We start from the raw sequence: 17,694 nt of genomic DNA on the forward strand, positions 1-17,694 counted from the left end.
AGGGTTTTCCGCAGTCGGCGAAATCCCAGGCACATCCGTTGCATGTGCTCGGTAAAGTGCCGGCGAGCACTGTTTCAGGGAGTTACCTTGCTGCTGTGTCGGCGCATCAAGGTGAAAGCAGGTGAACTTTCGAGCCGACTCCGCTGTCCCTCAAACCCATGATGAAACGCTGGACCCTCCTCGCGTCTGTCCTCTCGCTGTGTGCACTGCTTGCCGCCGGTTGCTCGACGCTCGACGAGCAGCAACGCGAATGGATCTTCCAGCCCAGCGACCGCAGCTGGGGCAACACCGCCTCCATGGCCCAGGGCATGGAGGACGTGTGGATCGACTTCCAGTCCTCCCTCACCGGCGAGCCCGCGCGCCTGCACGGCCTGTGGCTGGGCGGCGCGCCCGAGACCACCGCCACTCCTGTCCTGCTGTACCTGCACGGCGCCCGTTACAACGTGGCCGGCTCGGCACCACGCATCCAGCGCATGCATGAGCTGGGTTTCTCTGTGCTGGCCATCGACTATCGCGGCTTCGGGAAGAGCTCCAAGGGCCTGCCCTCGGAAGAATCGGCCCGCGAGGACGCCCGCGCCGCCTGGACCTGGCTGGCCGCTCGCCACCCCAGGCAGCACCGTTACATCTTCGGCCACTCGCTCGGCGGCGCCATCGGCATCGATCTCGCCGCGCACGTGAAAGACGAGAGCGGCACCATCGTCGAGAGCACCTTCACCTCCATCGCCGACGTGGTCAGCGGCTTCAAGTGGGGCTGGCTGCCCTTCGGCCCGTTCATCACGCAGCGTTTCGAGGCGATCAACGCGGTCAAGGACATCGGCTCGCCGCTGCTCGTGGTGCACGGCACGGCCGACAGCCTCATCAACCCGACGCTGGGCCGCAAGCTGTACGACGCGGCCACCGGGCCCAAGATGTTCGTGCTGGTCGAGGGCGGCTCGCACCACAACACCAATTCCATCGGCGAGGCGCAGTACCGCGCGGCGCTGACCCAGCTGTTTCGCATGAAGCCGGAGAACATGGTCGCCAGCAACGCCGCCGTGCGGCCGACGCCGCGCCTCGCGCCGCCGGCTGCCTCGGCCCCGCTCACGCCGCAGGACGTGAGCGGCAAGGTGGAGCCGCCAGTGCCCGCCGCCATCTGAGGGCGGCCGCCTCCCCGCCTCCCCGCCTCCCCGCCTCCACCCAAGGCCCGGCACGCTGCCAGGCCCGCGCCATTTGCTACGCTCGGCGCACCATGTCTCCCAGTTCCGACGCGGCCGCGAAGACCGCCACCCGCGCATCGCCCGATGCCGCGCCCTCCCCGGCTCCACCGCGCTACATCGCGCTCGCAGGTCCCACCGCCTCGGGCAAGACGGCCGCCGCGCTGGCGCTCGCGCGCCTGCTGCCGGTGGAGATCGTCTCGGTCGATTCGGCGCTGGTCTACCGCGGCATGGACATCGGCACCGCCAAGCCCACGCCCGCCGAGCAGGCCGCCGTGCCGCACCACCTGATCGACATCCTCGACCCGCGCGAGAGCTACAGCGCCGCCGCCTTCGTGGCCGACGCCACGCGGCTCATCGGCGAGATCCGCGCGCGCGGCGCGCTGCCGCTGCTGGTGGGCGGCACCATGCTCTATTTCAAGGCGCTGTTCGACGGCATCGACGCCATGCCCGCGGCCGACGCCGCGGTGCGCGCGCGCATCGACGCCGACGCGGCCGCGCTGGGCTGGCCCGCCATGCACGCGCGGCTCGCGCAGGTCGATCCGGTCACGGCCGCACGGCTCGCGCCGCAGGACAGCCAGCGCATCCAGCGCGCGCTCGAAGTGTGGGAGAGCAGCGGCCAGCCACTGTCGAGCTTCCATGCGAGCGACAACAAGGCAGCCGGCGCTGTCGAAGGCGGCGCGCTGTTCTCGCTGGAGCCCGCCGACCGCTCGTGGCTGCACGGCCGCATCGCCGAGCGCTTCGACGCCATGCTCGCCGCCGGCTTCCTCGACGAGGTGCGCGCCCTGCGCGCACGCGGCGACCTGTCGCCCGACCTGCCCTCGATGCGCTGCGTCGGCTACCGGCAAGCCTGGGAAACGCTCGATGCGGCCGGCAGCGCGGCGCCCGACGCCAGGGCCATGGCCGATCTGCGAGAGCGCGGCATCGCCGCCACGCGTCAGCTCGCCAAGCGGCAGGTCACCTGGCTGCGCAGCATGCCGCAGCGCACCGTGATCGCCTGCGACGCTCCTGACGCGGTGCAGGCCGCCGTTCAACTCATGGCCAAGGCCGTCGCTCCCAGATGACGCTGCGTATTTCCAACCTCGGCAAGCACTACGGTGATGCGCCTGTCTTCGAGAACGTGACGCTCACCGTGGAGCCCGGCGAGTTCGTCGCCATCGTGGGTGAATCGGGCGTGGGCAAGTCGACACTGCTCAACTGCATGGCCGGCCTCGACAGCTGGGACCAGGGCACGGTGACGCACGACGGCGTCGACATCGGCGCGCTCGACGGCGAAGCCTGCGCGCTCTGGCGGCGGCGGCATGTCGGTTTCGTGTTCCAGGCCTTCCACGTGCTGCCGCACCTGGACGTGGCGCAGAACGTGGCGCTGCCGCTGATGCTGCTGGGGCAGCAGAAGGACAGCGAAGGCCGCATCGCGCACATGCTCGAGGCGGTGGGCCTGCCCGGCATGGGTACGCGGCTGCCGCAGACGCTGTCGGGCGGCCAGCTGCAGCGCGTGGCCATCGCACGCGCGCTGGTACACCGCCCCGCCCTGCTGCTGGCCGACGAGCCCACGGGCAACCTCGACCCGACCACCGCCGCGAAGGTGATGGAGCTGCTGATCGGCCAGACCCGCGAACACGGTGCCTCGCTGGTGCTGGTGACGCACTCGGAAAGCGCGGCCGCGCAGGCCGATCGCCTGCTGCACCTCACGGCCAGCGGAATCCGGGCCTGAGCCTGCTGATTACCGTTGAGGCGCGATCAGCGCCGCGAAGCGCGACAGGTCGACGTTGCCACCGCTGATCAGCACGCCCACGCGCTGGCCCGCGATCGCCTTGCCCGCCGCGATCGCGCCCGCGAAGGCGAGGCAGCCGGTGGGCTCCACCACCATCTTCATTCGCTCGGCGAAGAAGCGCATCGCGTCGACGAGCTGCTCGTCGGTGACGGTGAAGATGTCGTCCACGTCGCGGCGGATGATGCCGAAGGTGTACTCGCCCAGGTGCTGCGTCTGCGCGCCGTCGGCGATGGTCTTCGGGGTTTCGATGTGCACGATCTTCCCCGCTCGGAACGACTGCTGGCCGTCGTTGCCCGCCTCGGGCTCCACGCCGTAGACCTTGCAGTCCGGCGACAGCGCGCGCGCCGACAGCGCCGAGCCCGAGAGCAGCCCGCCGCCGCCGAGGCACACGAACAGATGGTCGAGCGGACCGGTTTCCTCGATCAGTTCCTTCACCGCCGTGCCCTGGCCGGTGAGCACGTCGGGGTGGTCATAGGGCGGGATCATCGTCATGCCGCGCTCCTGTGCCAGCTTCTTCGTCAGCGCCTCGCGGTCCTCGGTGAAGCGGTCGTACATCACCACCTCGGCGCCGTAGCCCTTGGTGGCGGCGACCTTGGCGGCCGGCGCGTCCTTGGGCATCACGATCACGGCCGGCATTTGCAGCAGGCGCGCCGACAGCGCGATGGCCTGCGCGTGGTTGCCCGACGAGAAGGCAATCACGCCGCCCTTGCGCTGCGAGGCGTCGAACTTCGACAGCGCGTTGAACGCGCCGCGGAACTTGAAGGCGCCCATGCGCTGGAAGTTCTCGCACTTGAAGAAGAACTCGGCCCCCCAGCGCTCGTTGGCGGTGGTGGAGCGCAGCACCGGCGTGCGGTGGGCATGGCCTTCGAGCCGCGCGGCTGCGGCGATGACGTCGTCGTAGGTGGGTAGTTGCATGGGGTCGAGCTTAGCGGCGGCTTCCGTTCTTTTGCAGCCCCAATGGGTAAAAACCCGCTAGCTGCGGCAGCGCTGAACTCCGTACTCTGTATACAGAGTTCAAAGAACCCGGCGCAAGGAGACAACCATGCCCGCCCAGCTCGTCAGCATCGAGGTCGCGCCCGACCTCGTCGACCAGGTCTACCGCGCCCTGCTCGGCGCCATCAGCAGCGGCACGCTCGCACCCGGCGAGCGCATCACGCAGGAAGACATCGCGCAGCGCCTCTCGGTGTCGCGCCAGCCGGTGCTGCAGGCGCTGCGGCTGCTGAAGAAGGACGGCTTCGTGCTCGACGCGCCCGGCCGTGGCGTGCTGGTGGCCCCGCTCGAAGCGGAGGCGATGCGCAAGGTCTACCAGGTGCGCGGTGCGCTCGATGCCCTGGCCGCGCGGCTGGCGGCGCGGCAGCGCTTTCGCATCGACCCGAAGCTCATCGAGCGCGGCCGGCGCGCCGCGCGTGGGCGCAACGTGGAGGCCATGATCGACGCCGACGTGGCCTTCCACCAGGCTATCTACGCGGCATCGGGCAATCCGCTGATCGCGCAGAGCGCCGATCCGCACTGGCGCCACCTGCGCCGCGCGATGGGCGCGGTGCTGCAGGCCGAGCCGCAGCGCGAGACGCTGTGGGACGAGCACGAAGCCATTGCCGACGCCATCGCGGCAGGCAACGCGGACCGCGCCGCGCGCCTGAGCGAGGAACACGTCTCGCGGGCCAGCGAGGCACTGAGCGAACGGCTGCTGGCGCATGCCGCATCCACCCACACCGCCATTCCCCCCAAGCAAAAAGGAGACAAGGCATGAAGCTCAACCCCGAGCAGCGCGCGCAGTTCGAGCGCGACGGCTATCTGTTCTTCCCCGGCCACTTCTCGGCCGAAGAAACCAAGGTGCTGACCGACGCGGTGCCCGATCTCTACGCGAAGCGCGAGGCCTTCAACGTGCGCGAGAAAGGCTCCGACGCCGTGCGCACGAACTTCGCCGCGCACCTCGTGAGCGAGCCCTTCGCGCGGCTCGCGCGCCACCCGCGCATGGTCGAACCGGTGACCGATCTCTTCGGCGAAGACGTGTACATGCACCAGTTCAAGATCAACGGAAAGATGGCCTTCGAAGGCGACGTGTGGCAGTGGCACCAGGACTACGGTACCTGGCTCAACGACGACCTGATGCCCACCGAGCGCGCGATGAACGTGGCGATCTTTCTCGACGACGTGAACGAGCACAACGGTCCGCTGATGTTCATCCCGGGCAGCCACCGCAAGGGCGTGGTGGATGCGAAGCATGACCTCACCACCACCAGCTACCCGCTGTGGACCGTCGACAACGACCTGATCCGCCAGCTGGTGGATCGCGCCGGCGGCAAGCACGGCGGCATCGTCTCGCCCAAGGGGCCGGCCGGGTCGATGATCCTGTTCCACAGCTGCCTGGTGCATGCCTCGGGCAGCAACCTCTCGCCCTTCAACCGAGTGGCCGTGTACCTGAGCCTATGCGCCGTCAGCAACCACATCCGCCGCCACAAGCGCCCCGAATACATCGCGCATCGCGACTTCACGCCCATCGAGCTGCTGCCCGACGACTGCCTGCTGAAGCCCTACCCCGTGGATGTGCCGTGGAAGAACGGCCTGCCCGAGAGCGCGCTGCGCACCTCGCCCGACGTGCTCGATACGGTGGAGGCCTGACGACATGAGCCTCCATGCCCGCCTGCAGCAGCGCGCAGCCGAAGGCCGCCCCATCCGCATCGGCCTGATCGGCGCCGGCAAGTTCGGCTCGATGTACCTCGCGCAGATTCCGCGCACGCCCGGCGTGCAGCTGGTGGCCATCGCAGACCTCTCGCCCGACGCGGCCCGCGTCAACCTCGAGCGCGTGGGCTGGGAGCCCGGCCGCGCCGCAGCCGCATCGGTGCAGGAGGCGCTGAAGCAAGGCACCACCTGGATCACCGACGACTGGCAGGCCGTGACGCGCGAGCCCTCCATCGACATCGTGGTCGAGTGCACCGGCAACCCCATCGCGGCGGTGGACCACTGCCTGGATGCCTTCGCGCACGGCAAGCACGTGGTGAACGTGACGGTCGAGGCCGATGCCTTCTGCGGCCCGCTGCTCGCGCGCAGGGCGAAGCAGGCCGGCGTGGTCTATTCGCTGGCCTTCGGCGACCAGCCCGCGCTGATCTGCGACCTGGTGGACTGGGCGCGCACCTGCGGCTTTCCGGTGGTGGCGGCCGGGCGCGGCCACAAGTGGCTGCCGCGCTTCACCGAATCGACGCCCGAGACGGTGTGGGGCAACTACGGCCTCACGCCCGAGCAGGCGAAACGCGGCGGGCTCAATCCGAAGATGTTCAACAGCTTCCTCGACGGCTCCAAGCCTTCCATCGAAAGCTCGGCGGTGGCCAACGCCACCGGCCTCGCCGTGCCATCGGACGGCCTGCTCTACCCGCCCGCGAGCGTGGAAGACATTCCCTTCGTCACCCGGCCCAGGAGCGAAGGCGGCGTGCTGGAGCGCAAGGGCATGGTCGAGGTGGTCTCTTCACTGGAAGCCGACGGACGGAAGATCCCGTACGACATCCGCATGGGCGTGTGGGTCACGGTCGAGGCCGAGACCGAGTACATCAAGAACTGCTTTGAGGAATACAACGCCCACACCGACCCGAGCGGGCGCTACTTCACGCTCTACAAGCGCTGGCACCTGATCGGGCTCGAAGTGGGCATGTCGGTGGCCAGCGTGGCGCTGCGCGGCGAGGCCACCGGTGTGGCCACCTGCTGGAACGCCGACGTGGTCGCCACCGCCAAGCGCGACCTGGCCGCCGGCGAGATGCTCGACGGAGAAGGAGGCTACACCGTCTGGGGCAAGCTGCTGCCGGCCGGGAGCTCGCTGCGCCTGGGCGGCCTGCCGCTCGGGCTGGCGCACAACATCAGGCTGGTGCGCCCGGTGAAGAAGGGCCAGAGCCTGAGCTGGGCCGACGTGGCCATCGACACCAATACCGCGGCCTACAAGCTGCGCAACGAGATGGAAGCCCTGTTCGCGCCCGCGGCGCAGGCAGAGGCCGCCTGAAGGAGGCTGGCCGAGAACTTTTCGCTTCGGTGCAGCCACCGTTGCACCGGGCGGCTTCCACGTAAAAAATGTTCTGCTCGACACGAGGCCCGTGTCGAAATGACCGCCGGCGGGCCGTCATTGTGGTGAGCGATCCTGCTCAGCAAGCTTTTCCACGACGGAGAGACACCATGCAGTACATGTTGATGTTCTATCAGCCCGCGGCCGAATTCGAGCAACGCGAGGACGCATCCGCGCAGGCCTACCGCGCCAGCTGGGTCGCATATGCCGACGCCGTGCGCCAGTCGGGCATCTCGCTCGGCGGCCACGGCCTCTTCCCGCCCATGACCGGCACCACGCTGCGCGTGCGCGGCGACCGGCGCCAGGTGCAGGACGGCCCCTTCGCCGACACCAAGGAACAGCTCGGCGGCTACTTCGTGATCGACGTTCCCGACCTCGACGCCGCGCTCGAATGGGCCGCGCGTGCGCCCTGCGCGACCAGCGGCGGGGTGGAGGTGCGGCCCGTCTTCGTCGCCACGGCCCTGGCTGCTGCATGAGCGACCCGGCGGTTCACTGGGCCGCCGAGCGGGCGGCGCGCGAGTCGTACGGCCGGCTGCTGGCCATCCTCTCCGCGCGCACCCACGACATCGCCGCATCCGAAGACGCACTGGCCGACGCCTTCTCCCGCGCGCTCGAACGCTGGCCCGCCGACGGCATTCCGGCCGAGCCCGACGCCTGGCTGCTGAGCGTGGCGCGCCACCGCAAGCTCGACGCCTGGCGCCACAGCCGCGTGCAGGACCAGGCCACGCAGACCCTGCTGCTGCTCGCGGGCGAAATGGACGATGCCGCCGACGGCTCCGGCGCCATTCCCGACGAGCGGCTGCGCCTGCTCTTCGTGTGCGCGCACCCGGCCGTCGATGCCCCGGCACGTGCGCCGCTCATGCTGCAGACCGTGCTCGGCCTCGACGCGGCGCGCATGGCCGGCGCCTTCCTCACCGCGCCTTCGACCCTCGGGCAGCGGCTGGTGCGCGCCAAGGCCCGCATCCGGGCAGCCGGCATTCCCTTCGAATACCCGCAGGCGCGCGACCTGCCGCAGCGGCTGCAGGACGTGCTCGATGGCATCTACGCCGCCTACGGCACCGGCTGGGACGACATCGACGGCGCCGACGCCCTGCCGCGCGGCCTCACCACCGAGGCCATCGACCTGTGCCGCATCCTCTGCGGCCTGATGCCCACCGAACCCGAGCCGCTGGGCCTGCTGGCGCTGATGCTCTTCTGCGAAGCCCGCATGCCTGCGCGCCGCAGCGACACCGGCGCCTACGTGCCCCTCGACCAGCAGGACCCGCTGCGCTGGAACCCCGATCTGCTCGCCGAGGCCGAGCTCTGCCTGCGCCGCGCGTCCGAAATGAAGTCGCTCGGCGCCTACCAGCTCGAAGCCGCGATCCAGTCGGCCCACTGCGAACGCCGCGTCGGCGCGCCGGTGCCGCCCGAGGCGCTGGTGTCGCTGTACGAGGGACTGCTGGCGCTGCGGACCAGCATCGGCGCGCAGGTCAGCCTCGCCTGCGCGCTTGCGAACGCGCGCGGCCCGGAGATCGGCCTGCGGGCACTGGAAGCCATTCCTGCGCAGGACGTGGCGAACTACCAGCCGTACTGGGCAGCACGAGCGCATCTGCTCGCGGCCGGTGGTGCGCGCTCCGCCGCCCGGCAGGCGTTCGACCGGGCCATCGGGCTGAGTTCCAACGCGGCGGTGCGTGCGTACCTGCACGCGATGTCGGACCGGCTCTGAGCCGTCGCCCAGCTACTTCGTCGCGTTGAAGGTGCGCGGAAACAGCGCCGCCTGCGAGCGGTCGCGCAGCCGGTAGCTCATGGCCGGCCGCCCCAGGCTGCCGGTGACCATGCCGGCCTCTTCCATGAATCCGCCGTCGAGCATGCGCTTGCGGAAGGCGCTCTTGTCGACCGCCCTGCCCAGCACGACCTCGTAGGTGTGCTGCAGCGCCGGCAGCGTGAACGGCTCCTCCAGCAGGAAGGCCGGCAGCGAGGTGTATTCGACCTTGCCGCGCAGCCGCGCCACGGCCGCATCGAGCAGCTCGCCATGGTCGAAGGCCAGCCGCTTGCGCGAGGCGGCATCGACCTCGAACCACGCCACCTCGGTCGCGTTCGCGCCGCTGCGCAGCTGCATCGCCTGCGCGGGGATCAGCGCGTAGAAGCAATGCGTGGCCGACCAACCCCGCGGATCGCGCTGCGCGCCGCCCCAGCTGCCGAGCTGCTCCAGGTAGGGAGTGACCACGCCCGTCTTCTCGCGCAGCTTGCGCAGCGCGCAGTCGAGCAGCGTGGCGTCTTCGTCGATGTTCACGAAGCCGCCGGGCAAGGCCCACTTGCCCGGGAAGGGCTCGTCGGTGTCGGCGGGCCGCTTCACCAGCAGCACCTGGAGGGCGTCGCCGAGTACGGTGAACATCACGATGTCGACGGTGACCAGCGGGCGCGGGAAGGTCAGTGGCGGAAATCCGGAAGATGGAGTGCTCACTTGAGAACTTGACTGCGGGTTTATTAGTTGTACTATACAACTCTCATTTAGTTGCACAGAGCAACTCACACGAGATCGTAGTCAAGACAAGAACAAGGAAAACGAAATGAACACCGCTGTCACACCCCGCAGCACCCGCGAGCTGCCCGCCTACTTCGCGCAGGGCCATCGCCCAGAGTTCCTTCTCTTCTGGGGCCATCAGGCGCCGAAGACCGGCGTGAACAAGAGCTGCTTCAGCCAGTGGTTCGAAGCCGCGTTCACCGTCGACGGCGTCCGGTACCGCACGGCCGAGCATTTCATGATGGCCGGCAAGGCGTGCCTGTTCGGCGATGAAGAAATCTGTGATCGCATCCTCGCCGCGCGCACGCCCGGCGAGGCCAAGAAGCTGGGCCGAGAGATACGCGGCTTCGACGAGGCCGCATGGGTGGCCGCCCGACTGGACATCGTGACGCAGGGCAACATCGCCAAGTTCTCGCAGAACGCGGAACTCGGCGCCTTCCTGCTCGGCACGGGCCACCATGTGCTGGTGGAGGCCAGCCCTGTCGATCCGATCTGGGGCATCGGACGTGCCGCCAACGATCCGCTCGCGCAGGACCCGCGCGAATGGAAGGGGCTCAACCTGCTGGGCTTCGCGCTCATGGCCGCGCGCGAGGCGCTGAGGCAGCGGCCATGAACGTGATCGAGCGCTATCGGGGTTGCCTGCTCGGCCTGGCCTGTGGCGACGCAGTGGGTACCACGGTCGAGTTCCGCACGCGCGGGAGCTTCGCGCCGGTGACGGGCATGCACGGCGGCGGGCCCTTCGGGCTCGTCGCGGGCGAGTGGACCGACGACACGTCGATGGCCCTGTGCCTCGCCGCGAGCCTGATCCACTGCAAGGGCTTCGACGCAATCGACCAGATGAACCGCTACTGCAACTGGCGCAGCGTGGGCTACATGAGCAGCACCGGCAACTGCTTCGACATCGGCCTGACGGTGTCGGGGGCTCTCACCCGCTACCTGGCCTCGGGCGATCCTTTCGCCGGAGATCCCGATCCGCGCACGGCCGGCAACGGCGCGCTGATGCGGCTCGCGCCGGTGCCGATGTTCTACGCGGCGAGCGCCGAGGCCACGTGGACGCAGGCCGGCGAAAGCGCGCGCACCACGCACGGCGCGCTGGAAGCCATCGAATGCTCTCGGCTCTTCGCATTGCAGCTGCGTTCGGCCCTGCTTGGCAAGGGCAAGGCTGCGATCCTCTCGACCGAACCGCTGGCGCCTCTGAACAAGAAGGTCGCGGCGCTGACGCGGAACGACCATGCCTCGAGAGCGCCGGGCAGATCAAGGGATCGGGCTACTGCGTCGAATCGCTCGAAGCGGCGCTCTGGTGTTTCGCGAACACCGGCTCCTTCGAGGAAGCCGTGCTCGCCGCCGCCAACCTCGGCGACGACGCCGACACCACTGCAGCCATCTGCGGCCAGCTGGCAGGAGCTTTCTACGGCGTCGCAGGCATCCCGCGGGACTGGCTCGACAAGCTCGTGATGCGCGCGGAAATCGAAGAGATGGCCGGGCAGCTCCTCGCGCTGGCCGGCTGACGAAGCCCGGCGACTACTCAGGCTGCACGGCCGCGTCCCCCACCCGCCGCGCATCGAGCTGGCTGCCGCCCTGCGCCAGCGACACTCCCACCACCGCATTCGCCGCATCGCGCCTGAACATGACCTGCGCGCCGATGGCCGTCACAGCAAAGCGGTCGTTGCCCGTGGGCGTGAGCGCGCTGTAGCCGCGGCCCGTCTCGCGCACCAGCAGCCTGCCGCTGCGCACGGTGAAGCTCAGCGACTTGTTCCTGGTCACGCGGTATTCGCCGCGGTACTCGTCCAGCCGCTTCGCATCGATCGGCACTTCGGCGGTCGGCACCGGATAGCGGCTCTTGCCGATGGCCAGCATCACCGATTGCATCGGCGCGCGCGCGTTGCTGCTGAGCACGATCATCGCCTCGCCGGTGTCGGGCGCGAGCAGCCACAGCGTGCGGTAGCCCTCGGTGACGCCCGCGTGATAGTAGGTGCGCCGGCCGCCTTCGGGCCCGCGCACCATCACGGCATAGCCGATCTCGGCGCCCTCGTAGCGCGCCAGCGGCGTGAGCATGCGCGCGGCGGCCGGGCCCAGCGGGCCGGCGGCGCCCGCGAGGATGGCGCGGCTGAAGGTCATCATGTCGGCGGCGGTGGAGCGCAGCGCGCTGGCCGGCGCGTAGGCCTGCATGTCGAACAGCGGCTGGCGACGGTCGCCCGCGAAGGCCGGGGCCATGCGCGAGGCCTTGTCGCCCAGCGTGATGACGGTGTCGTTCATGCCCAGCGGCTCGGTGATGCGCGCGCGCACCAGCTCGCCCCACGAGGTGTCGTAGTGCTCGGCGAGCAGCTGGCCAAGCAGCGCCATGCCGAAGTTGCTGTAAGCGCCTTCGCAAGGCGGCGCGGCGGCCGTGAGCCTGATGCGAGCGAGCGCGGCCCAGAACATGGCCTTGTCGTAGGCGTGGAACTGCTCGACGAGCGGCGCGCCGCCGGTCACGCCGTCGGCCATCACGGGCATGCAGCCGGTGTGCGTGACGAGCTGGCGCAGCGTGACCGAGGCCACCGCGGGCGAAAGGCCGGCGACCTTGCCAGCGAGCAGCCTGCCGACCGTGTCGTCGAGCTTCAGGTCGCCGCGCTGCACCGCCTGCGCGAGCAGCAGGCCGGTGAACACCTTGGTGACGGATCCGATCTCGAACATCGGCTGCTCTGCGCTGCCCGATGCGATGGCGCGTGGCTGCGACGGCGGCTCGGGGTTGTAGGCGGCGCCGTAGGCCATCTGCCCGTCGTGCAGCGTGCCCACCACCATCGTGCCCCGCTCGGTGCCGAGGGCTGCTCTCGCAAGAACGGCCGGATCGCTTGCCAGCGTCAGGGGCTGTTGTTGTTGCTGCTGCGGCGGCTGCAGTTGCGCCAGGGCATTGCCGGCCAGCAGAGGGACGAAAAGCCAGGCCGCAAGCCAGGAGCGGTACAGCAAGGCATGGGGCATGAGCCGCATCGTCGGATTCCTCAGGCGTTCGAAGAGCCGCAATCCTGCCACGTCCGGAGTCCCCCTCGCGCGCCGCGACGACAATCGGCCGATGCGCGCATTGCTCGGCACCTTCTCCTGGCAGGAACTCCGCCACCACCCCTGGCGCAACGCGGCGGCCGTGCTGGCCGTGATGCTCGGCGTTGCGCTCGCTTTCTCGGTACAGCTGATCAACGCCTCGGCGCTCGACGAGTTCTCGAGCGCGGTGCGCTCGGTCAACGGCGAGCCCGACCTGGAAGTGCGCGCCGTGCAGGGCGGCTTCGACGAGGCCGTGTTCGCGCAACTCGCCCGCCATCCGCAGGTGGCGCTGGCGAGTCCGGTGGTCGAGGTGCAGGGCCTGGCGCTTGCCGGCGGGCAGCAAGTGCCGATCCGCGTGATCGGCATCGACGCGCTGGCGCTGCCGACCATCGCACCCGCGCTGATGCCGCAGGCCGCGGCGGGTGCCGACCGCTTCGCCCTCTTTGCGCCGGGCCATGTGTTCCTCAACCTCGCGGCTCGCGATGCGCTGGGGCTGCCCGCGCAGGCGCCGGCCGACGGCAGGGCCGAGAAAGTGCAGCTGCGCAGCGGCGACGCCTGGCACAGCCTCTCGGTGGCCGGCCACGTGGCCGCGGGCGGCAAGGCGCTCGCGGTGATGGACATCGCGGCGGCACAGGAGCTCTTCGGCCGCATCGGCGAGCTCAGCCGCATCGACCTGCGCCTCGCGCCCGGTACAGACCGGGCCGCGTTCATGGCCTCGCTGCAGCGCGCACCCGGCTGGCCCGCAGGCGTGCAGTTCGCCGAGCCCGGCGACGCGGCGCAGCGCGTGAGCAACCTGTCGCGCGCCTACCGCGTGAACCTCACGGTGCTGGCGCTGGTGGCGCTCTTCACGGGCGCCTTCCTGGTGTTCTCGGTGCTGGCGCTGAGCGTGGCCAAGCGCGCGCAGCAGTTCGCGCTGCTGGGCGTGCTCGGGCTCACGCCGCGCGAGCGGCTGCGTCTGGTGCTGGCCGAATCGCTGGTGCTGGGCCTGATCGGAAGCCTGGCCGGCCTCGCGCTGGGCACGGCGCTGGCGGCCTTCGCGCTGCGCGTGCTGGGCGGCGACCTGGGTGGCGGCTACTTCGAGGGCGTGGCACCCACGCTGCACTGGAGCGCAGGCGCCGCCCTGCTCTACGGCGGGCTCGGCGTGCTGGCCGCCCTGGTCGGCGGCTGGTGGCCCGCGCGCGCGGCGCAGTCGCTGCCCGAGGCGCAGACGCTCAAGGGCCTTGGTGCGGCGCCCACGCAGGGCAACAGCCACTGGCTGGCGCTGGGCCTGGTCGCTCTGGGCGCGGTGCTGGCCAACCTGCCGGCCATCGGCGGCATTCCGGTGGCGGCGTATCTCTCGGTCGCCTGCCTGCTGGTGGGTGGCATCACCGCCCTGCCCTGGCTGATCGCGCTGCTGTACGACCGCGTGGCGCCGCTGTTCTCGCAGCGCGTGCTGCCGATGCTGGCGGTGGAGCGCGCGCGGCGCATGCGCGGCACGGCGGCCGTGGCGGTCAGCGGCGTGGTCGCGAGCCTGAGCCTTGCGGTCGCGCTCACGGTGATGGTCGCGAGCTTCCGAGATTCGGTGACGCACTGGCTCGACGTGGTGCTGCCTGCCGACCTGTACGTGCGCGCCACCTCGGGCGGACGCGGCGGCAACAGCGGCGGCGGAAGCAGCACCGACACCGCCACCTTCGCGCCGGCCTTCGTCCAGTCGCTGGCGCAGTTGCCCGGCGTGGCGCGCACCGGCACGCTGCGCACGCAACCGCTGCAGCTGGATGCGGCGCGGCCGGCGGTGACGCTGATCGCGCGCAGCCTCAAAGGCGGAGCCGCGCAGTCTCTGCCGCTGGTGGGCAGCGCACTGCCGGTGCCCGAAGGGCAGATCGGCATCTACGTGAGCGAGCCGATGGTGGAGCTCTATGGTGCGAAGCCGGGCACGGTGTTCGCGCCGCTGTCGGCCGCCATGGGCAGGGCGCAGGCCTCGTTTTTCGTGGCCGGCGTGTGGCGCGACTACGCGCGGCAGTTCGGCGCCATAACCATGGACGCGCGCGACTACGAACGCATCACCGGCGAGCGCAACGTGAGCGACGTTGCGCTGTGGCTCGCGCCCGGTGCGTCGGAGGGTGCCGTGCAGGTCGCTGTGCACGAACTCGCCGCGCGCCACAACGATGGCTCGGCCGGATCGGTGGAGATCGCTTCGGTGGGCCAGATCCGCACGACCTCGCTGCGTATCTTCGACCGCAGCTTCGCCGTCACCTACTGGCTGCAGGCGGTGGCCATCGCCATCGGCCTGTTCGGCATCGCCGCCAGCTTCAGCGCGCAGGTGCTCGCGCGTCGCAAGGAATTCGGCCTGCTCGCGCACCTAGGCTTCACGCGCCGGCAGGTGCTCGCGGTGGTCGCCGGCGAAGGCGCCGCGTGGACCGCCATCGGCGCCGTGGCCGGGCTCGGCCTGGGGCTGGTGGTGTCGGTGGTGCTCGTGAAGGTGGTGAACCCGCAGAGCTTTCACTGGAGCATGGACCTGCTGGTGCCGTGGGCGCGGCTGCTGGCGCTGTGCGCGGCGGTGGTCGCCGCCGGCACCATCACTGCGTGGATGGCCGGCCGCGCCGCCGCCGGCAAGGATGTGGTGCTGGCGGTAAAGGAAGACTGGTAGGCCGCAGGCCAGCCCCACGACTTCAGCGCGCCGGCGTCAGCTGGATTCTTTCCAGCGTCTCCTTCTCCACGGCAGCCCGGCTGTAGACCAGCGGCACGTACTTGCCTTCGAGCCACAGCGGCGCAAGGTCGCGGTAGTTCGGGCTCTCGGGGTTGCCCGACTGGCCCGGCGCGTTGATGACGCGCGAGGCGTCCCAGTTGCCCACGTCCAGCACCATGCGGAACGACGCGCCGGAGGTCAGCTTGTAGTCGCTCGCGCGGTAGGTGGCGGCCATCGGCGTGAAGGAGGAACCCGACATCGGCCAGTCGCCCACGTCGAGCTTCTTGCGCGTGGAGGCATCGACCACGCCGCCCAGCGGATGACGGAACTCGGCGCGGTGCAGCGCGCCCCACTTCCATGTCGCCGGGTCGGGGCCGAGCTTGGCGCTCAGCTCCTGCATCGCGGCCGGCAAGGTCTTGAGCAGCAGCGCGTCGCGCTGTTCGTTCGTGACCCAGCCGAAGGGGTTCTCCAGCAGCAGCACCATGCGCGTGTTGTCGCCGGGCGCGGCCAGCGCAGCGCCGGCATCGCCCGCGCCAGCCTTGAGCACGGCGGCGCGCAGCGGCTTGCTGCTCCACACCTCGTAGAGGGCCGCGGCGGCGCTGTCGCGGTCCATGGTGCCGTCCCAGCCCTGAAGCATGCGCAGCGCGGCGGCCGTCTGGGCGTCGTCGCTGCGCAGGCCCGAGAGCAGCTTCAGCACCCGCTGCGCGGGCGTGGCGACGATGTCGTTCTGCATGCGCTGCGAGTCCTCGAGCGAGAAGTGCGAGCCCGCCGCCACCTTGCTGGCGAACAGCTCCTTGAGCCGGCGGGCACGCGCCGCGTCGCTCCACTCGTAGCCCACGCCCTTCTTCGCCGCAGGGTGGTCGGGCGGGATGTTGTTCTCGTTGGCGGTCACCACGTAGCCGCGAGCCGGGTTGAACTCCGAGGGCAACTCGTCGCCGTTGCGGAAGCCCGACCACTCGTAGCGGCCGTCGCCGGGCACCGGCATCAGGCCATCCCAGTTGGGACGTATGGGCGTGAGGCCGCCGGGAATCCAGCCGACATTGCCGCTGCTGTCGGCGTAGACCTGGTTCTCGCCCGGCGCGCCCCAGCGGTTCATGGCGGCGCGGAACTGGTCCCAGTTGCGCGCGCGCATGTAGTCCATGGAGCCGAAGTACGGCGCCATGCCGGGCTCCAGCCACGCCGCGCGCAACGCAAAGGCGCGCTGCTTGCCGGGTTCGGACAGCAGCACCGGCCCATGGCGCGTGAAGGTGTTGATCACCTCGCGCGGCGCGCCCTCGCCCTTCACCGCGATGCGCTCGGTGACGCGCACCATCGGCTCCCAGCGGCCCTGGTAGCGGTACTCGTTGGGATTGCGCGGGTTGAGCTGGTACACGTACAGGTCTTCCTGGTCCATGTAGAAGCGCGTGAGGCCGAAGGCGATGGTGCCGTTGTGGCCGATCGAGATGCCCGGCAGGAAAGGCTCGCCCGCGCCGATCACATCCATGCCCGGCGCGCTCAGGTGCGCCATGTAGCGCAGGCTGGGTGCGCCGTGCGCGCGATGCGGGTCGTTGGCGAGGATGGGCCGGCCGGTGGAGGTGAGCTTCGGCGAGATCACCCAGTTGTTGCTGCCGTAGCCGGCCGTGGGGTCGCCCTGCGATGGCTGCTGCGGATTCGGCAGGCTCGCTACGGGCGCCGCGAGCCGCGTGTTGGTCTTGCTGAATTGCGGTGCCTCGGTCGCGCGCATGTAGGCCGCGCGCAGTTCGGCTGTCGGAATGGTGCAGGGGTCCAGCCCCTGCGGCACGCGCGGGTTGATTGGCGGATCGAGCTCGCGCCGCAGCCAGTCGGCCTTGATGCCGGGGCCGCCCGCGCAGAAGGCGCGTGCGCGGTCGATCTCGGAAGTGAAGTTGAGCGTGAGGCCGTGGTGGCGGATGCGCACCACGTCCTCGGGCGACCACGTGGCCGGCTGATAGCCCAGGAGCGCGAACTCCGGCGGCAGCAGCGAAGGCTTCGCGCGCACCTGCGCCACGTAGGCGTTCACGCCGGCCGTGAAGGCCTCGGCCACGCGCTTGGCGTCGGAGCCATAGGCCAGCCACTCGCGGTACATGTCGCCGCGATAGAGCACGGCGCGCGCGGCGCGGTCGTTCTCCACCCATGCGGGGCCGAAGTCCTTCGCCATCTCGCCCAGGCCGCGCTTGCGCCAGAGGTCCATCTGCCAGAGCCGGTCGCGCGCGGCGATGAAGCCCTGCGCGACGAAGGCGTCATAGAGCGTGCCCGCGTAGAGGTGGGGTACGCCCCATCGGTCCACGAGCACCTCGGCCGGTTTCTCGAGGCCGGGCACGGCGAATGATGAGGAAGGCCGCGTGGTGCCCGGCTGCGCATCGGGCGGCCCCGAGGCGCAGCCCGCGAGCATGAGAGCGGTGAGTGATGCGAGCGCAACTGCGCGAAAGGAATGCCTTTGACCTAACGAGCGCCGCGATGCCCGGCGCAGGTTTGTTCTTTTCATGGGCCTCGTCTCCT

Annotated in this window: 14 protein-coding genes and 1 pseudogene; 11 read left to right on the forward strand and 4 right to left on the reverse strand. The window is 70.2% G+C overall.

All coding sequences use genetic code 11. From position 1 onward, the window contains the following. Positions 1–161 precede the first annotated feature (161 nt). The 3 genes from ACAM57_RS19875 (at position 162) to ACAM57_RS19885 (ending at position 2,907) form a co-directional block, all read left to right on the forward strand. Positions 162–1,136 carry an alpha/beta hydrolase gene (locus ACAM57_RS19875; RefSeq protein ID WP_260319211.1) on the forward strand — a complete coding sequence of 325 codons (975 nt, stop codon included), beginning with the start codon at positions 162–164 and terminating at the stop codon, positions 1,134–1,136. Between the two features lie 92 nt (positions 1,137–1,228). Then, a complete protein-coding gene (gene miaA / locus ACAM57_RS19880) occupies positions 1,229–2,257 on the forward strand; it encodes a tRNA (adenosine(37)-N6)-dimethylallyltransferase MiaA (protein WP_369658620.1) in 1,029 nt (342 codons plus the stop codon). After that, complete coding sequence (locus ACAM57_RS19885; RefSeq protein WP_369658621.1) at positions 2,254–2,907, forward strand: ABC transporter ATP-binding protein; 654 nt, start codon at positions 2,254–2,256, stop codon at positions 2,905–2,907. Before miaA ends, ACAM57_RS19885 begins: the two co-directional genes overlap by 4 nt. Positions 2,908–2,916: 9 nt before the next feature. On the opposite strand, the gene ACAM57_RS19890 is transcribed toward ACAM57_RS19885, so the two are convergent. Continuing rightward, positions 2,917–3,882, reverse strand: coding sequence for a threo-3-hydroxy-L-aspartate ammonia-lyase (locus ACAM57_RS19890; RefSeq protein ID WP_369658622.1), 966 nt, complete (start codon positions 3,880–3,882; stop codon positions 2,917–2,919). Between the two features lie 127 nt (positions 3,883–4,009). Between ACAM57_RS19890 and ACAM57_RS19895 the strand changes: the two genes are divergently transcribed. The 5 genes from ACAM57_RS19895 (at position 4,010) to ACAM57_RS19915 (ending at position 8,720) form a co-directional block, all read left to right on the forward strand. After that, complete coding sequence (locus ACAM57_RS19895; RefSeq protein ID WP_369658623.1) at positions 4,010–4,717, forward strand: GntR family transcriptional regulator; 708 nt, start codon at positions 4,010–4,012, stop codon at positions 4,715–4,717. Next, a complete protein-coding gene (locus tag ACAM57_RS19900) occupies positions 4,714–5,589 on the forward strand; it encodes a phytanoyl-CoA dioxygenase family protein (RefSeq protein WP_369658624.1) in 876 nt (291 codons plus the stop codon). Before ACAM57_RS19895 ends, ACAM57_RS19900 begins: the two co-directional genes overlap by 4 nt. 4 nt (positions 5,590–5,593) lie before the next feature. Continuing rightward, positions 5,594–6,955: an NAD(P)H-dependent oxidoreductase gene (locus ACAM57_RS19905; protein ID WP_369658625.1), complete on the forward strand. Its 1,362-nt coding sequence runs from the start codon at positions 5,594–5,596 to the stop codon at positions 6,953–6,955. 170 nt (positions 6,956–7,125) lie between these two features. Continuing rightward, positions 7,126–7,491: a YciI family protein gene (locus ACAM57_RS19910; protein WP_126018360.1), complete on the forward strand. Its 366-nt coding sequence runs from the start codon at positions 7,126–7,128 to the stop codon at positions 7,489–7,491. Then, positions 7,488–8,720 carry an RNA polymerase sigma factor gene (locus tag ACAM57_RS19915; RefSeq protein ID WP_369658626.1) on the forward strand — a complete coding sequence of 411 codons (1,233 nt, stop codon included), beginning with the start codon at positions 7,488–7,490 and terminating at the stop codon, positions 8,718–8,720. The genes ACAM57_RS19910 and ACAM57_RS19915 overlap by 4 nt, the downstream gene beginning before the upstream one ends. A gap of 12 nt (positions 8,721–8,732) precedes the next feature. On the opposite strand, the gene ACAM57_RS19920 is transcribed toward ACAM57_RS19915, so the two are convergent. Next, entirely contained in the window at positions 8,733–9,389 is a 657-nt protein-coding gene (locus ACAM57_RS19920) for an NUDIX domain-containing protein (RefSeq protein ID WP_240650515.1), read from the reverse strand. Between the two features lie 175 nt (positions 9,390–9,564). Between ACAM57_RS19920 and ACAM57_RS19925 the strand changes: the two genes are divergently transcribed. Further along, complete coding sequence (locus ACAM57_RS19925) at positions 9,565–10,131, forward strand: NADAR family protein (protein ID WP_369658627.1); 567 nt, start codon at positions 9,565–9,567, stop codon at positions 10,129–10,131. Beyond that, positions 10,128–11,026, forward strand: a pseudogene (locus tag ACAM57_RS19930) (ADP-ribosylglycohydrolase family protein). Before ACAM57_RS19925 ends, ACAM57_RS19930 begins: the two are co-directional and overlap by 4 nt. 13 nt (positions 11,027–11,039) lie before the next feature. On the opposite strand, the gene ACAM57_RS19935 reads toward ACAM57_RS19930, so the two are convergent. Beyond that, positions 11,040–12,485 (reverse strand): serine hydrolase domain-containing protein, encoded by a 1,446-nt coding sequence (locus tag ACAM57_RS19935; RefSeq protein WP_369658628.1) that lies wholly within the window; start codon positions 12,483–12,485, stop codon positions 11,040–11,042. Positions 12,486–12,567: 82 nt separating this feature from the next. Between ACAM57_RS19935 and ACAM57_RS19940 the strand changes: the two genes are divergently transcribed. Continuing rightward, positions 12,568–15,159 (forward strand): FtsX-like permease family protein, encoded by a 2,592-nt coding sequence (locus tag ACAM57_RS19940; protein WP_369658629.1) that lies wholly within the window; start codon positions 12,568–12,570, stop codon positions 15,157–15,159. A 22-nt stretch (positions 15,160–15,181) separates the two neighbouring features. Here ACAM57_RS19940 and ACAM57_RS19945 read toward each other — a convergent pair whose 3' ends face one another. Then, on the reverse strand, positions 15,182–17,680 hold the full coding sequence (locus ACAM57_RS19945) for a penicillin acylase family protein (protein ID WP_369658630.1): 2,499 nt from the start codon (positions 17,678–17,680) through the stop codon (positions 15,182–15,184). Positions 17,681–17,694: the final 14 nt, after the last annotated feature.

This window comes from Variovorax sp. V15 (assembly GCF_041154425.1).
GTDB lineage: Bacteria > Pseudomonadota > Gammaproteobacteria > Burkholderiales > Burkholderiaceae_C > Variovorax > Variovorax guangxiensis.

Excerpts from the sequence above, each read along its gene's own strand:
- ACAM57_RS19875 (WP_260319211.1), top strand. The coding sequence starts at position 162 with ATGAAACGCTGGACCCTCCTCGCGTCTGTCCTCTCGCTGTGTGCACTG.
- miaA (WP_369658620.1), top strand. The coding sequence starts at position 1,229 with ATGTCTCCCAGTTCCGACGCGGCCGCGAAGACCGCCACCCGCGCATCG.
- ACAM57_RS19885 (WP_369658621.1), top strand. The coding sequence starts at position 2,254 with ATGACGCTGCGTATTTCCAACCTCGGCAAGCACTACGGTGATGCGCCT.
- ACAM57_RS19890 (WP_369658622.1), bottom strand. The coding sequence starts at position 3,882 with ATGCAACTACCCACCTACGACGACGTCATCGCCGCAGCCGCGCGGCTC.
- ACAM57_RS19895 (WP_369658623.1), top strand. The coding sequence starts at position 4,010 with ATGCCCGCCCAGCTCGTCAGCATCGAGGTCGCGCCCGACCTCGTCGAC.
- ACAM57_RS19900 (WP_369658624.1), top strand. The coding sequence starts at position 4,714 with ATGAAGCTCAACCCCGAGCAGCGCGCGCAGTTCGAGCGCGACGGCTAT.
- ACAM57_RS19905 (WP_369658625.1), top strand. The coding sequence starts at position 5,594 with ATGAGCCTCCATGCCCGCCTGCAGCAGCGCGCAGCCGAAGGCCGCCCC.
- ACAM57_RS19910 (WP_126018360.1), top strand. The coding sequence starts at position 7,126 with ATGCAGTACATGTTGATGTTCTATCAGCCCGCGGCCGAATTCGAGCAA.
- ACAM57_RS19915 (WP_369658626.1), top strand. The coding sequence starts at position 7,488 with ATGAGCGACCCGGCGGTTCACTGGGCCGCCGAGCGGGCGGCGCGCGAG.
- ACAM57_RS19920 (WP_240650515.1), bottom strand. The coding sequence starts at position 9,389 with ATGTTCACCGTACTCGGCGACGCCCTCCAGGTGCTGCTGGTGAAGCGG.
- ACAM57_RS19925 (WP_369658627.1), top strand. The coding sequence starts at position 9,565 with ATGAACACCGCTGTCACACCCCGCAGCACCCGCGAGCTGCCCGCCTAC.
- ACAM57_RS19935 (WP_369658628.1), bottom strand. The coding sequence starts at position 12,485 with ATGCGGCTCATGCCCCATGCCTTGCTGTACCGCTCCTGGCTTGCGGCC.
- ACAM57_RS19940 (WP_369658629.1), top strand. The coding sequence starts at position 12,568 with ATGCGCGCATTGCTCGGCACCTTCTCCTGGCAGGAACTCCGCCACCAC.
- ACAM57_RS19945 (WP_369658630.1), bottom strand. The coding sequence starts at position 17,680 with ATGAAAAGAACAAACCTGCGCCGGGCATCGCGGCGCTCGTTAGGTCAA.